Source organism: Mycoplasmopsis sturni DSM 22021 (assembly GCF_000701485.1).
Taxonomy (GTDB): Bacteria; Bacillota_I; Bacilli_A; order Mycoplasmatales; family Metamycoplasmataceae; genus Mycoplasmopsis; species Mycoplasmopsis sturni.
Map to the genome: position 1 here is coordinate 349,593 of NZ_KL370785.1, position 15,985 is coordinate 365,577.

11 protein-coding genes and 3 tRNA genes are annotated in these 15,985 nt (G+C 29.9%); 3 read left to right on the top strand and 11 right to left on the bottom strand.

Annotation, left to right across the window (positions count from 1 at the left end; genetic code table 4):
- Positions 1-37: 37 nt before the first annotated feature.
- The 7 genes from Q349_RS02930 to secA form a co-directional block, all read right to left on the bottom strand.
- A complete protein-coding gene (locus tag Q349_RS02930) occupies positions 38-1,942 on the bottom strand; it encodes a hypothetical protein (RefSeq protein WP_036464893.1) in 1,905 nt (634 codons plus the stop codon).
- A gap of 163 nt (positions 1,943-2,105) precedes the next feature.
- Positions 2,106-2,182, bottom strand: a tRNA-Ile gene (locus Q349_RS02935).
- Between the two features lie 60 nt (positions 2,183-2,242).
- Positions 2,243-2,638, bottom strand: coding sequence for a 30S ribosomal protein S9 (gene rpsI / locus Q349_RS02940; RefSeq protein ID WP_036464894.1), 396 nt, complete (start codon positions 2,636-2,638; stop codon positions 2,243-2,245).
- 2 nt (positions 2,639-2,640) lie between these two features.
- Complete coding sequence (gene rplM, locus Q349_RS02945) at positions 2,641-3,075, bottom strand: 50S ribosomal protein L13 (RefSeq protein WP_036464895.1); 435 nt, start codon at positions 3,073-3,075, stop codon at positions 2,641-2,643.
- Positions 3,076-3,783: 708 nt separating this feature from the next.
- Positions 3,784-4,461, bottom strand: coding sequence for a 16S rRNA (uracil(1498)-N(3))-methyltransferase (locus Q349_RS02950; protein ID WP_036464896.1), 678 nt, complete (start codon positions 4,459-4,461; stop codon positions 3,784-3,786).
- Positions 4,461-6,077: an ABC-F family ATP-binding cassette domain-containing protein gene (locus Q349_RS02955; RefSeq protein WP_036464897.1), complete on the bottom strand. Its 1,617-nt coding sequence runs from the start codon at positions 6,075-6,077 to the stop codon at positions 4,461-4,463. The genes Q349_RS02950 and Q349_RS02955 overlap by 1 nt, the downstream gene beginning before the upstream one ends.
- Before the next feature lie 301 nt (positions 6,078-6,378).
- Positions 6,379-9,534 carry a preprotein translocase subunit SecA gene (gene secA / locus Q349_RS02960; RefSeq protein ID WP_084270855.1) on the bottom strand — a complete coding sequence of 1,052 codons (3,156 nt, stop codon included), beginning with the start codon at positions 9,532-9,534 and terminating at the stop codon, positions 6,379-6,381.
- A 592-nt stretch (positions 9,535-10,126) separates the two neighbouring features.
- Between secA and Q349_RS02965 the strand changes: the two genes are divergently transcribed.
- From Q349_RS02965 to Q349_RS02975, 3 genes are read left to right on the top strand one after another with little or no spacing between them, the layout of a single operon-like run.
- The gene (locus Q349_RS02965) at positions 10,127-10,567 is read left to right on the top strand and encodes a TM2 domain-containing protein (protein WP_036464898.1); all 441 of its coding nucleotides are present in this window, start codon (positions 10,127-10,129) and stop codon (positions 10,565-10,567) included.
- An 11-nt stretch (positions 10,568-10,578) separates the two neighbouring features.
- Positions 10,579-12,006 carry an MFS transporter gene (locus Q349_RS02970; protein WP_036464899.1) on the top strand — a complete coding sequence of 476 codons (1,428 nt, stop codon included), beginning with the start codon at positions 10,579-10,581 and terminating at the stop codon, positions 12,004-12,006.
- Positions 11,999-12,715 carry a glycerophosphodiester phosphodiesterase family protein gene (locus Q349_RS02975; RefSeq protein ID WP_036464900.1) on the top strand — a complete coding sequence of 239 codons (717 nt, stop codon included), beginning with the start codon at positions 11,999-12,001 and terminating at the stop codon, positions 12,713-12,715. Before Q349_RS02970 ends, Q349_RS02975 begins: the two co-directional genes overlap by 8 nt.
- A 55-nt stretch (positions 12,716-12,770) precedes the next feature.
- On the opposite strand, the gene Q349_RS02980 is transcribed toward Q349_RS02975, so the two are convergent.
- From Q349_RS02980 to gap, 4 genes are all read right to left on the bottom strand, one after another.
- Positions 12,771-12,861 (bottom strand) — tRNA-Ser (locus Q349_RS02980).
- Positions 12,862-12,934: 73 nt separating this feature from the next.
- Positions 12,935-13,010 (bottom strand) — tRNA-His (locus tag Q349_RS02985).
- Positions 13,011-13,086: 76 nt separating this feature from the next.
- The gene (gene uvrC / locus Q349_RS02990) at positions 13,087-14,829 is read right to left on the bottom strand and encodes an excinuclease ABC subunit UvrC (protein ID WP_036464902.1); all 1,743 of its coding nucleotides are present in this window, start codon (positions 14,827-14,829) and stop codon (positions 13,087-13,089) included.
- Between the two features lie 59 nt (positions 14,830-14,888).
- Positions 14,889-15,890: a type I glyceraldehyde-3-phosphate dehydrogenase gene (gene gap / locus Q349_RS02995; RefSeq protein WP_036464903.1), complete on the bottom strand. Its 1,002-nt coding sequence runs from the start codon at positions 15,888-15,890 to the stop codon at positions 14,889-14,891.
- Positions 15,891-15,985 lie beyond the last annotated feature (95 nt).

The window sequence follows — 15,985 nt, forward strand, 5'->3', positions numbered from 1 at the left end:
TTAGTAGTGCTTCAGTGATTTATAAATTAAATATTTATTATTTTTTCTTACGTTTGAATAAAGCAACTGCTATACCCGCTACTACAAGTAATAAGCTAGCTCCTCCAACAATTAGTCATTCTCAATATGTTGGTTTAGGATCGTTTGCATTATCACGACGAATTTTTCATGCTTCACTTAGGTATTCTTCTGCATTAGTTACAGCACCTTCAACATCATATGCTACTTTTTCAACTTGAACATCACTCATTGTAGCTTTGTTTTTGTCTGTTTGATCTAAAATTGATTTTGCATCTGTTAATGATTGCCCTAAATAAGCAACTAAGTTTTCTGGTAATTCATTTGCTTTTTCATTTTTAAGTTGAGTTGATTTTTCTGAGAAATTATTGTATTTTTCTCTTAAAAGCCCCATGGCTTTATCTAATTCATCAACTTTTTTGAAGAAGTTAATTTTTGGTTGAGGATCTTCCGATGCTTCTGCTTTAACAGATTCAACTTCACTTGCTAAAACCTCTTTTTGAGCATCTGTTAAGTTTTCTGCTTGTTGGATTTTATCAGAATACTCTTTTAATTCTGTTGCTTTTGCTTGTAAAGAAGCAAGATTTGTTTTAAATTCTTCAAGTGTTTTTTCAGCAGCTTCTACACCAGAACCATTGTTTGCTAACATTTCTTTAGCTGCATTAACATCATCTCCATATGCTAGTGGCGCAATAGAATTAAATTGAGTTTGTAATTGTTCACGATCACTTGATGAAAGAACTGGGTTTTCAACTAATTCTTTAACTTTTGCTTGAAGTTTTTCTAGATTTTCATTTGCTGTGAGTAATTCTTTTGCTTTGGTTTCGTATTCCTTAGCTTTCTCAACAGTTTTATCAAGATTAAGAATTTCATCTCTTTGTTCATCGGTTAATTCAGCAGGGTTAGTGATTGAAGCTTTAAGTTTTTCATAGTATTTTTTAGCTGATGCACTTACTGCAGGTGCTTCTTGTTTAACGGTTTTATCCCCACTTGTTTGGTGTCAAGTTACATCAATACCGTTAATTAAAATGTTTAAAAGATCATAAACACCTGTTTTGTAATCTTTTTGGAATCCTTCAACAACCTTTAATACTTCCTCATCTGTTTTAAGAACTTTGGCCTCTTCAATATCAGCTTTAAGTTGTTCAGTTAAAATTGCTCTTCTTGCTTTTAAATCTTCTTTTCAAGTTTGAATTGAATCTAAGTAAGCTTGTTCTTTATTTGTTTCTTTTTCTTCTACTGGTTGCGCTTGTTCTTCGTCTTGTTTAGGTTGTTCTGCTTCAGCTTGATCTTCTGCTTGTTTTTCTTCAGCAGGAGCTGGTTGAGTTTGAGCATCTTCAGGTTTAGCTTCTGTTTCTTCTTTTGCAGTTTCATCTACTGCAGGTGATTTTTCTTCTTCTGTTGATGAATCAATTTCATCTGTTTGTTGTCCTGTACTCTTTTTAGAATCATCACTAACTTCTTTTTCATCTTGAGCTTCTTTTTCTGGTAAAGGCTTTGTTAGACCAACATAATAAGATGAATTTTCTAATTGAGCAGCAAATTGAACATTTGTAAGAGAAGCTAATTCTTTCATAGCTTCTGCTAATTTAGTAGTCTTATCTGAAAGTTCTTGAAGCTTAGCTGTTTTTTGTTCTTCGTTTTCCGCTTTTTTAACTTCTTCTAATTCTTTTTTAAGTAAATCGTATTGTTTAGTTGACAAGAAAGCAGTTGAACCATCAAGTTTAGTTTTTTTCTCTACATATTTTAAAGATTCAAGAGTAGATGTATATTGTTCTTCAGCAACTTGATATGCAGATTTGTTCTCTGTTTGATCATTTTCGGTTGAATTTTGAGCACCTTCTTCTGCTGAAATAGCAACAACAGGTAAAATAGTTGCTACAACAGGTGCTACAACAAGTAGTTTGTTTCTTAATTTTTTCATAAATTCCTTTGTTATAACTATCTAAAAAATTTGTAGTTAGTAGTTAAAAAAATAATAAATTTATTTTATATTTTATAACTTAAATTATAGAACATTTTTATAAAAAAGTAAGTAAATAAAAGACAAGAAACCAAAAGATTTCTTGTCGGTCACATTTGTGAAATGGTGCGAACGAATGGACTTGAACCATCGACCTCACGATTATCAGTCGTGTGCTCTAACCAGCTGAGCTACGCTCGCGTATGTGTACCTATTATACTACATTTTTTTACAATAGGTACAAAATTATTAAAAAATAAATTAACGTTTTGAGAATTGTCTTGCACGACGTGCTTTTCTAAGACCTGGTTTTTTACGTTCTTTAGCACGAGCATCACGGGTTAACATTCCTGCTTTTTTAAGAACTGCACGGTAATCTACGCTTGCTTCTAATAAAGCTCTTGCAATACCTAATCTAATTGCACCTGCTTGTCCACTAAGTCCACCACCTGCAACATTAACTGAAACATCAAATTGTCCTTGTGTTTCTGTTAAAACAAAAGGTTGGTTAGCATCTTGTAAATAAATATCTGATGTTAAGTATTCTCTAGCATCACGTTTGTTAATAACAAATTTACCTGATCCGGGTTTAATAATAACACGAGCAACAGAAGATTTTCTTCTTCCGAGTCCACGGTATGAAAGTTCTTGAGCCATAATTATCTAACCTCTAATCTTTCTGGGTTTTGCGCTTGGTGTTTGTGTTCTGCACCAGCATAAATAAATACGTTACGACGTTGTTTGTTACCTAATTTTGTGTGTGGTAACATTCCGTGAATTGCTTTTTCAACAAGAGCAGTAGGTTTTTTAGCTCTTAATTTAGCAGCTGTAATACTCTTAAGTCCACCTGGGTATCCTGAGTGTGAGTAATATACTTTATTTTGTTCTTTTTTAGCAGTTAAAATGATTTTATCAGCGTTAATAATAACAACATTATCTCCCATATCTGCATGTGGAGTAAATGATGGTTTTGTTTTCCCTCTAAGCACTGAAGCAACAAATGATGCTAAACGCCCTAAAACTTGACCTTCTGCATCAACAACATATCATTTTTTGTTAGCTTGTTGTGTATTAATAATTGTTGTTTGTCTCATAGGTTCCTCCTTCGTTAATTTATTATGAAATTTATCCGGTTTTATAAATTGCTTTCTAATTATAACACTAAAGAAAAAAAAGAGAATTATTTTTTATACAATCATAATCGAAAAAAACAAAAACATCTATCACAAATCAAAAGTCCTTTTTTAATAATTAGCGATAATACAAAAATATTTTTGACCTAAAAATCCTAAAGATAGCTAAATCTAATTAAAATATGTTGTTTTGTAATTTATAAATATTATTATTTATAAATCTAGATAATATATACAGAATAAAAATAAAAATAAAATCTATTGATTTAAATTTAAAAGCATTTTTAAATTTAATTAGTTATTTATCTATTTATAATAATATGAAAAATAATTATTAAAAATATTTTTGCAATCATTCATGATTAAATCAATAAAAAATAAGGTTCATTCTTCAAAATATAGTTAAAGCCAAAAATAGTAAGAATATTCAAAAAAGAAAAAATAAAAAATTCTGCCTTTGCATAAAGGTTAAATAAAATATCAAAACGAATAGATTTAATAAGTAAAAAATAAAAAAGGTTTAAAAGTTCACAAAATCAATAAAGAGAAACTATAAAATAAACCGCCCTTGAAATGTCGGTTTATTTTATAACAATTGAATTACTAATTTATCAACAAACTGAAATTCATTTTTTGTTTTAATTCTTAAATTATTTATTTGTAAAAGCTTTATTTCATTTTAATTTGTGATAACAAATAAATAGCAGCTGTTTCTGCTCTTAAAATTCTACTACCTAAAGATACTAATTGGACATCTTGTTCTTGCGCCAAAGCAATTTCCTCTTCAGAAAAACCGCCTTCAGGTCCAACTAAAAACAAAACATCATGATCAATTTTGTTTTCTAATTGAAGTGATGTATTGATTTTTTCATGAGCAAGAAATTTTTGATTAATATTTAGAGATAAAACTTCTTCAAAGGTATGAATTCGCTCAAACGATGGAACTTTATTTCTAAATGATTGTTCAGCGGCATTTTGCAAAATACTTCTAAAGCGCTCTATTTTCTTTTCAAATTTATATTTAACTAAATCTCCGTCACAATATCTTGTATGCATTGGAATAATTTTTGTAACACCTAATTCAGTTGCTTTTTGCAATAGTCATTCAAATCGGTCTAGTTTGATAATTGACATTGCTAAAACAACTTCAAAATCTTGTTCATGGTTTCCCGGAAGCTTTTCTATTATTTTTGCTAAATTATTTTCTTGCATGCAAAGATAAAATTCTTGTTCATAAACACAAATAAAAGGTTTGTTTTTTGTTCTAATTACTTTAAGGTGATTTAGTGTTTCTTTAGATAGCACAAAATAGTTATCTTTTTTTTCAAAAACAAAAAAGCGATTCACTAATACTCCATTGCTTCTTCATATTCTTCTAAAGTTCCTCTAAATAAGAAACTTTCTTGTGGCGATTTAAGTTCTAAAATAACATCAGCACATTGATTAACAAATGCTCTATTATATGTGGTAAAAATTGCACCACCTTTATATGATTTTACTCCTTCAATAACTGAATCAATACTCTCTGCATCTAAATGATCAAGTGGCTGATCTAAGATAATGAAATTACTTTCTAAAAGCATCATTCTTGAAAACATTAAACGGGCTTTTTCTCCACCACTTGTTACATTAACTTTTTTAAAGACAGAGTCATTTGAAAAAAGCATTCTTCCTAAAAAACCTCTCATTCTTTGGTCAGAAACGTCTCTTGTTTCTTCGGTTGAGTTTTCAAGTGGTCACTTAGAAATTCATTCTAAAATTGTCATATCAGAATTGAAGTATTTAGCATTATCATTTGGGAAAAAACTTGTTTTAATTGTTTGACCTCATTCAACGGTTCCTGATGTAGGTTCTAATTCACCTGCTAAAATTTCCAAAAGTTTTGTTTTAGCAATGTCATCTTCACCAATAACAACCATTTTTTCGCCAGGTCTTAGTGTGAAATTAAGATTTTCAAATAAAGTTTGTCCTTTGTCATTTACATAAGTTAGGTTTTCAACAGTGACAATTTGTTTTCCGTGGTCACGATTCATGTCTCAACGAACAAAAGGATATTTTCTATTTGATGGTTTAATTTCATCAAGTTGAATTTTTTCAAGCGATTTCTTTCTTGAAGTAGCTTGTTTTGATTTTGAAGCGTTAGCACTAAAACGAGCAATGAATTCTTTAAGTTTCTCGATTTGAGCTTCTTTTTTCATGTTTGATTGCTTCATCATTTCACGAGCTAATTCAGATGATTGTTTTCAGAAACTGTAATTTCCGGTGTAAATCTTAGCTTCGTTGTAATCAATATCAACAATATGAGTACAAATTGAATCAAGAAAGTCACTATCGTGCGATACAACAATAACAACATTAGGATAATCAATTAAAAAGTTCTCAAGTCATTTAATACTTCTAAGGTCAAGGTGGTTAGTTGGTTCGTCCATAATTAAAATATCAGGATTTCCAAAAAGTGCCTTAGCAAGAAGGACCTTGATTTTTTGGTTGGCAGTTAAATCTTTCATTAAGACATGTCATTTTTCCTTTGGAATTGACAAGTTTGATAAAAGTTCTTGCGCATCATTTTCTGCGGTTCAGCCACCTAGTTCTCCAAATTTTTCTTCAAGTTCAGCAGCTTTTTCATAATCTTCCATAGTTGCATTAGGATTCGCGTAGATTGCATCTTTTTCTTCTTTAATTTGATATAAATCAGTATTACCCATAATGACAACATCAGTAACTACTAAATCATCATAAGCATTATGATCTTGTGAAAGTACAGAAATTCTTTTTTGCTTCTCAATTAAAATATTTCCGCTAGTAGCCTCAATTTGTCCAGAAAGGATTTTTAAAAATGTTGACTTACCTGCTCCATTAGCTCCAATAATTCCATAAGTATTGCCTTCAGTAAATTTTAAATTAACCCCTTCAAAAAGTTTTTTATCGCTAAAAATCTTGCTTAAATTTTGTACTTCAACCATAATTTCTCCTTTATTTTGTTAATGTTGATACTAAATTGACTAGATTTAAAAATTATTTTTATTATATACAAAAAAGTTTTAAAAATTCTAAAAAGCAAATAAAAAGCCTGATAAACAGACTTGTTTTTTTGACACAAGTTTTTCACTCGATGTCGGCTCTTTTGAAATTATATCATAAATTAATATTGATTTGGTAACTGAAAGGAAAAATCTAATTGAAATTATCTTATTGTAAAAGTCAAGAATTTTCTTCAAATAAAAAAATAAAAAGTCTTTAAATTAGACTTTTTATTTAGGTAAATTATTCAGATTCAATATTTTTCTTCTTAGGTGGTCTTCCTCTTCTTTTTGGAGTTGAGTTGATCTCAATTGAATCACTTTTATTTTTGCTTTTTATAGTTTTAGATTTAGATGATGTTTCTAAAGAATCTGATTTCTTTGAGCTTGATTTTCTAGTTTTTGTAGTAGTTGTTTTGGATGATTTACTTTGCTTTGGTTTATCTGTTGTCTTTGTTTTTTTAGTTTTTGGTTGTTTGGCTAATGAAACTTTTGTTTCTTCATTAGAATTTGTTTTGCCTTGGGTATCACTTTGATTGATAGTATTATCCCCTGATATATTTTCCTTTTTATCATTTGAATTGAATTCTTCACTTGAAGATGTTGAGTCATTTAATGCTTGATTAACCAAAACATTTTCAAAAACAATTGCTGATTGTAAATTTTCCATTAATTCTTCTAATGATTTATTTTCTGGTTGAAATTCCATTGCTTTTTTACTTAACTCTTCGAGTATTTTTGCGTTTTTACGCTCAAGTTCAAAAATTTCATCAAAAGAATCATCAGCGACAAATTCTTCATCATCTGTCGCAATATTTAAGGTATTCTCAATTTGATTTTGCGGATTTTTAATTTCTTCAATATCACTTAATTTTGTTGATTCGATGTTTTCCTGAACTTCTTCGTGCACATTGGTTCTTTGAATAACGGCATTATAAATTGAAATAGCTTCAGCTTCTCTTTCTTCAACACTTCTGTAAATATCATGACTTAAGTTACGTAAAATCTCCATAAAGGTAGGATCTTGACGCATTTCTTTTGTAATAAGAGATTTGGCACCTAAACGGTTTGAGAAAATTGAAAGCATAACATCAAAAGCTATATTTTCAATCATAGCATCAAACATTTTAGTACCTTCTTCAGTATAAATTTGATAAGGGTTTTTTTGCGAATATTGCACTAAGTTAACATTTGAACGTAACTTTTCCATTCGGTTAATATGTCTTGTTCATTTTTGATCTAAAATGTTTAAAATTATATCTTTTTCAAGTGAGTGAATTTCTTCAATTGAAACAATTTTAAGCGCGTTTTCTGTTCACTTATCTAATGCTTGAATAATGACATTAGAAATATATTTAGGAAGTTCTTTTTCATAAACCTTGCTAATTTCTTCTAGCGAAAATTCAAAAGCAATTAAATTACCTACATTTTCATTAAGGAACTTAACCAATTCTTTGTAGTTGTAGTTACCTTTTGATTTATAAGCTTCAAAGTTAACAATTGAATTAGTAGTGTGTTTGATCATTCTTTTGACAATAAATTCTGGATCATCTGAAGCAAGAATTAAGTCTCTTTGTGAGTAAATTAAATCTCTTTGTTGACGAATAACATCATCATAATTAAGTACTGATTTTCTAGAATCGTAATTAAATCCTTCAATTTTTCTCTGAGCTTGCTTGAAAGCAAAACGCAATTGCTTTGTAGTAATTGCTTTTCCTTTAGAATCTGCATAGGCTTCTTTAAAAGCTTCATAATTAGCAAACCTTTGCATTAGAGGATCATCAATTGAAACATAAAATTTACTGGTTCCTACATCACCTTGACGTCCGCTCCGTCCCCTAAGCTGGTTGTCAATTCTTCGAGATTCGGCGCGATCAGTTCCGATAACATAAAGACCACCTAATTCAATAGCTTCTTTTGTTGGTTTAATATCGGTTCCACGACCTGCCATGTTAGTTGCAATTGTAACTGATTTAACTTCACCAGCATGAGAAATAATCTCAGCTTCTGAAGCATTTTGTTTGGCATTTAAAACTGTATGAGGAATTCCTGCTTTTAAAAGATGCTTGTGTAACGCTTCAGAGTCTTCAATTTGAGCGGTACCAACTAAAACTGGCTGACCTTTTGTATAAAGTTCTTTAATCTTTTCAGTTACAGCATTTCATTTATCTTCCGTGCAGGCAAAAATTTCATCTTCTTCATCAACACGAGCAATTGGTTTGTTAGTTGGCACAACATTAACACGCATATTATAAATATCGATAAATTCTTGTTCTTCAGTTTTTCCTGTTCCTGTCATTCCACAAAGTTTATTAAACATTCTGAAAAAGTTTTGGTAAGTAATTGTAGCAAGTGTTTGTGTTTCAGGCTCTACTTCAACAACTTCCTTAGCTTGGATAGCTTGCTGAAGACCCTCTGAATAACTTCTACCTTCCATAATCCGACCAGTAAAACCATCAACCAATTCGATTTTTCCATTTCGAACAATATATTCAACATCGTGCTTCATGATTTTATGAGCACGAAGTGCGTTTTGCACAAGGTGTACTGTTTCTGAATTTTCAATGTGATAAATATTATCTACCTTGAAAAAACGGTTAGCTTTTTCAATTCCTGAGTGAGTTAAGGTAATTGCTTTTGATTCTTCATCAATAACATAATCTTCCAAACCTAATGTGCGCACAAACTGATCCGCTCCATAATAAGCGCTTGAATCTTTTTGCTCACCCCCTGAAATAATAAGAGGAGTTTTGGCTTCATCAATTAAAATTGAATCTACCTCATCAATTAAACAAAACTGTAGCCCTCTTTGAACTTTCTTACTAAGATCTTTGACCATATTATCTCTAAGATAATCAAAACCTAATTCTGAGTGCACAGAATAAGTAATATCGGCTGCATATGCTTGTCTTTTATCAAACTCATTCATTTGAGCTTTATTAATACCAACTGATAATCCTAAAAAATTAAACACTTGACCCATTTCATGAGCATCACGCTCTGAAAGATATTCATTAACAGTTGAAACAATTGCTCCCTTACCAAGAAGCGCATTTAAATATACCGGAGCAATTGAGGTAATTGTTTTACCTTCTCCAGTTTTCATCTCAGCAACAGAACCAAGATCAAGTAAGATTCCCCCGATCATTTGAACATCATAAGGGCGTTTTCCTAAAACTCTTTTAGTTGCCTCTCTTGCAACCGCAAAAACATCATTACGGATATCATCTAATGTATATCCCTGAGCTAAAAGATCTTTAAAAACTTTTGTTTGTTCTTGAAGCTCTTTGTCAGTTAATTTAGAAACTATCGGTTCAAGTTTATTGATTTCTTTTAGCGAACGCTCCGCAATTCTCATTTCTGTTGTTTTAAAATCTAGTCATTGTGTTCAATTCTTCATAAGTTTTTATATTATACCAATTTCGTTAGATTTCTTCTTACACATTAAAAAGAGGGTTTAAGAACTATAAAAAAATATTTTTAACCAAGTATTCTGAAATCTAAATATTTTTTTAAAAAATAAAATATTTATTGTATATTTTAAATTTTGAGGTAAATTTATAATTTTTTCACAAAATTTCCATATATTAAACAACTTTTTCAAAATTTCAAAAAACTTATGCGGAAACATTTTCTTAATTATTTAGTTACTTATTTTATCTATGTTAAGATTTAATAGGATGTAGAACTAAAAAATTCTATTTATCGCTTAAAAAGTATATAAAAATAATGTTTTTTAAACTTATTAAGACTTTAAAAAACATTAAAAATACATTTAATTTGAAAAAAATAAATTAAATAAATAAAAAATCATGTATTACCCTTTGCTTAAAAAATATTGAAATTAGAACAGAAATAAAAGCTTTTGAAAATATACTTTTAAGTCAAAATTATCAAAAAATAGTCCGTAACTTTTTAAATTAAAAGGTTGTCATGGAATGTATAAAAAGTCTTTTTTGGTTTACAACCAAATGAATTTAAGGAGTCCGTTAATGATTAGAAAATTCTTTTTATCTCACGAAGAGATTAAAGCTGATCTCAAACTTGCTAAAAAACTCAAAGAAGAAGGTAAATTAAACGATGAAGTAATTCCTGAATATTGATGCAAAGGAACCTCTCCGCACAAAAAGAATATTGTGATACTTTTATCTATCTTTTTAGGCTTTTTAGGTATAGACCGTTTTTATTTAGGAAAATGATTGTCAGGATCTATTAAATTTTTAATTACAGCGGTAGTTACATGTGTATTTATTTATGGCCTAGTAGCCGGTTGGCATCTTATTAAAAATCCCAATGGGAATACCTCGCTTAATTGGGAAATATTAAGTTACACAATTTTATGATTTGTTGGTGCTATTTCATTTTATCTTACCGATATTGTTTTAGCATTTAAAAGAACTAGAGATAGCAAATATCGTTGTGTAATTAAATAGGAGAAACATATATGACATATAAAGAAAAACTAAAAGAACTAGGTTGAAAAAAAATTATCGCTCTAACTGTCCTGGCTGCTATTGATATGTTTATCATTGCTATGCCTTATTACATCAAATCAGCTATCCCTAATTTCTACTTAAGAATGCACGTTGATGAATCGGTACTATTACAAGCAGGAGCCATTATTGGGTGAGTAACTCTTATTAGTCAAATTCCAGGCGGTTGATTAGCCGATCGCTTTTCAAATAAAATCCTACTCTTAATTGGTATTGCATCCACATTTGCTGGTGGTGTGTGATTCTCGATGTTAATTATGTTTGGAGAAGGGATGGCTTACCTTGATGTTCAATACTATATAATTTTCACCCTTTGGGGAATTAGTACTACTCCATTTTTCTGGGCCCCACTTTGAAAATTAGTATCTCAACAAACTACCAAAGAAAATCAAGGTTTAGCTTACTCAATACAAGGTGCCTTTAATGGTCTTGTCGGATTTGTTATAACAGGTCTTATTGGATTTTTTATCATTACATATAGTGATATGTACATAAGAGAAAACCACCCTGAATACTCTAATTATTTAGTTGGTGGATATATGTTACTATTTTGTTTTATGATGTTAATCTTATTTATTGCACTAATTGTCTTTGTTCAAGAAAAAAGAACCAAAGAAACCAACGCAACCTCTTTTAAAACTCTTATTAGAGTTATGAGTGATTGAAGAGTTTGAGCATTATCGATTTTATTACTTGGAATGTACATGTTTCAATCGACATTCACTTATTATTTAAATCAGTTGATCGCCAATACAGTGCTTACCAAAATTGGTTTATCTACCTCGATTCTAACAATTTTATTTGCCTTTAGAATTTATGGTTTAAGAATTCTAGTCGGTGGTGTCTTATCTAAATTTTCAGATAGAATGAGATCGTTTGTACTTGCTTTACTAATTACTACTGGTATTGGTCTTATTCTTGGAATGATAATGTTATTTATCCCAGGATTTATGGATAATGCATGAATGGGATACTCAAAAACAGGTGCTATTATTGCATTTGTCATAATGAACGTAATTTTCTTTATGCTTCAAATTTGTTCATGAACAATGGTAACACTTAGATACGCCCAACAAGGAGAAATTTGAGCTCCTAAAAACTCATACGGAACCGTAACTGCTGTATTTTCATTCATCGGTTTTAGTTCTGATGCATGATTTAGCCAAATCGGAAGTATTGTGGTTAAACAATATGAGGAAGTTGGTGTAGACGGAATCAAAACGACCAATCCAGTGGCTTACCAAGTTATGGCTATTATTGGTGCTGTTGTGTGTGTAATTGGTATTCTTTGTGGTTTAGCCGTTTATATTTCTAATCAAAGATTTAACAAAAAACATGGTCTTACTTTCCACCGTTGAAGAGAGGTTCAAAATGTCTAAGCAATTTTTACTAGCTCACCGTGGTTATTCTTCAATAGCTCCAGAAAATACAAAATTAGCTTTTGATTTGGCATATTTTTATGGTTTTGATGGCGTTGAACTTGATGTTCATCTTACAAAAGACAATCAACTTGTAATTATTCATGACGAAACTACCGGTAGAACTGCTCAAGAAAACTTAAAAATTTCCCAAGCAACACTTAAACAATTAAAGAAATTAGATTATGCAAAAACTTTTAAGGTGCCCGTGCCTCGACAAGAAATTTTAACACTTGAAGAATTTCTTGATTTATTTATTGATAAATTCACCACAATTAACATTGAAATTAAAACAGACCTAATTCAATATCCAGATATTGAAAAGCATATACATGAATTAATACAAAGAAAATATAAGGACAAATTACACAAACTCATTTTTTCATCATTTAATTTCAAATCGCTTGAAATTATGTCTCAATTAAGCAAAGAATATCTTTTAGGGTTCTTATATTGAAGACAAAAAGATTTTAAGAAAATTTCAAAAGAAAAAATTCAATCAATTTGCAAATATTTACACCCTTGAAATAAGCTATATAAAAAATACGCAAAAGAATATCAGCAATACAACATGCCTTTTTTGTTGTGAACACTTAAATCTAAAAAAGAATTCAAAAATTTCCAAAAGGACTCAAAAGTTCTAGCACAAATTAGTAATTACAAATACTAAAACAAAAGAAAAACTTAGAGATAAATCTCTAAGTTTTTTGGTGCATTAAAGCAAATGGCGGAACAGAGAGGATTTGAACCTCCGCGGGAGTTGCCTCCCCTACAGTCTTAGCAGGACCGCCTCTTCAGCCTCTTGAGTACTGTTCCAATTGCTATTAAATTATAGCAAAAAAGTTAAAAAACAAAAATAAAAGCAACTTTTAGAGTTGCCTTTATTACATGGGGCAAATGACGAGATTCGAACTCGCGCATGACGGGACCACAACCCGCTGTGTTAACCGCTTCACCACATTTGCCATTAGGTAAAAAAATTATAACAAAAAAACAAATTTCTTAATAAAAATTTTTTACCTAATTAAAAAGAATATTTACTTACTTAATTGCAGCTTTAATTGCCTTAGCTATTTTTTGGCCTACAATTTTTGCTAATTGTTCTTCAGAAGCATTATAAATTGAACTATAATCCTTAAAATGATTTAAAAGTTTAAGCTCACTTTTTTCTCCTACGCCTTTAATTTGCGTTAATTGCGATTGCATCGATGATTTACGAAATTTATAATCATGATATTGCTTAGCATACTTGTCAACTTCTGTTTGCATATATGATAAAAAATGATAAAGTTTATCATTTATAATCTCTATTTCAGTTCCATTTCGGAGAACAATATTTCTTGTTTCGTGTTTTTCATTTTTAACTAATCCAATAACTTTAACTAAATCAAAATTAAAATTAGGATGCTTTTTAAGTGCTTTTAAAAATGAATTAATCTGAATAATTGACCCATCAACAATAAATAAATCATTATAGTTAGGTGGGGTAAAAAATTCAGAATTAGCTTTTAGATATTCATTAACATTAATTTGCATATATTCAGAATCACTAAATTTAGAGCTATCATCTAAATGTTTTTGAATATCAAATTTCCGGTTAAGGTTTTTATAATTTTGGCCATCTTTAAAACACATTCCTACACCAACTACATGAGTGTTATTTAAATTAGAATTATCAAAAATATAAATATTATTAATTTGTGAAATTCCTGTTAATAAACCAAGTTCTTGTAAAGCTAAATCAATATTATTTTGTCGAATTTGCATAGTTTGAAATTTAGTTTCAATTGCATTTTGATTATTTAAATTTGCTTGCTTAATAAGTTCGGCTTTAACACCAAGCTTAGGAAATTCAATCTTATGTTTAAATTCGAATTCTAAATGAGCATCTGCATACTTTTTATCAATTAAAATAGCATTAGGAAGCTCATTTTGACGATAATAAAAAGATAAAATTTCATCGATATTCAAACCAACATCGCCTAAATTATGTACATAAAAATAATTATGCGAAACAAGCACACCAAAACGATATAAAGTTAAATAAACATGCACAAAGTCATCTTTAACAATAATTGAAAAAACATCAATATTTTTTAAGTCCGAAATCTCTACAATTTGTTTTTCCTTCATTTCTTGCAACAATTTAACCGAATCTCTATATTCTAAAGCCGCTTCAAAGTCCATAATTGAAGCAGCTTGATTCATTTTTTCAGTTAGGGTTTGGATAATATCAGGATCTTTAAGTTTTAAAAAATCAATTGCTTTATGATAAAGTTTTTCTCACTGATAAAAAGGTAAATCCGTAATTGGTAACCCTTGTTTATAAAGAAAAAAACGTTGTAAAACTTTAACAAGTTTTTTACGATCACCACCAGAAACAATAGGACCATAAAAAAAACTAGTTTTGGAATTTTTACGAATCCGAAAAGCTGGTTTAATATCTAAACGAGATTGTAAGCTAATTTCTATGTATCCATAATTTTTGTCATCTAAAAGCAAAATATTATATTTAGGTGTGTGCTTTTCTATGTATGTTTTTTCTAATAAATATGCTTCTTTATCGCTTCTTGTGATAAAAATGTCAAAATCTTCTATTTCAGATACCATTTTGTATGTTTTATAAGAATTAACACTTCCTTTAAAGTATTGGTGCATCCGATTATATAAATTTTTAGCCTTACCGACATAAATAATTCTGCCGTTTTTATCTTTTCATAAATAAATTCCCGGTTTTTTCGGCACTTCTTTGAGTCTTTGGAGAATATTTTTTGCTTGGTTCATGTAAAAAATTATAAAAAAATATTTGCTAAATCTAGCAAATATTTATATTTAGAAGAAGATTATTTTAATCTTGCAAAGTATAATGAAGTTCTAACAAGTTGTGAAACGTATGACATTTCGTTGTCGTATCATGCTGAAATGTGGTAAAGATTTTTTCCGTCTTTGTCTTTAACAATTTTTGTTAATCCAGCATCGTAAATTGATCCATAGTTTGAACCAATAATATCTGATGAAACGATTGGGTCAGTTTCGTATTTAAGAGACTCATTTGCACCTTTTTCAAATGCAGCGTTAACTTCTTCTACTGATGGTTGTTCTTTAAGTTCAACTACAAGTTCAACGATTGATCCTGTAATGGTTGGAACACGGATAGCTGATCCATCTAAAATTCCAGAAACTTCAGGAATAACAAGTCCAAGAGCTTTAGCGGCACCAGTTGAAGTAGGAATCATATTTGAAGCAGCAGCTCTAGCACGACGTAAGTCACTGTGTGGAGCATCTTGAAGTCTTTGGTCAGCTGTATAAGCGTGAATTGTTGTCATTCATCCTTTTTCAACACCGAATTGTTTAAGAACATTAATTACAGGTGCTAAACAGTTTGTTGTACATGAAGCAGCTGAAATAACTGTATCTTCTGAACTTAAAATTTCGTGGTTTACGTTGTAAACAACTGTTTTAAGGTCGTTTCCAGCAGGAGCTGAAATAACAACTGATTTTGCACCAGCTTCGATGTGAGCTGAAGCAAGTTCTTTTTTAGTAAATCTTCCTGTTGATTCAATAACAACATCAATTCCTAATTTACCTCATGGTAAGTTTTTAGGATCTCTTTCAGCAAAAACTTCGATTCTTTTTCCGTTTAAGATAATTGCGTTTTCTTCTGCTGAAACTTCAGCATCTAATTGTCCATAAGCTGTATCGTATTTAAGTAAGTGTACTAATGTTTTAACTTCTGTTAAGTCATTAACTGCAACAACTTCAACATCGCTTGCTTTTGTTTCAAGTAATCTTCTAAGGAAAGATCTTCCGATTCTTCCGAATCCGTTAATAGCAATTTTTTTCATAGTTATATACCTTTCTATTGAATGAATTATATTAATAAAATTATAGTCTTTTTAAAAAACTTGTAATTTAAAAAATTTTTTTCATTTTTTTATTA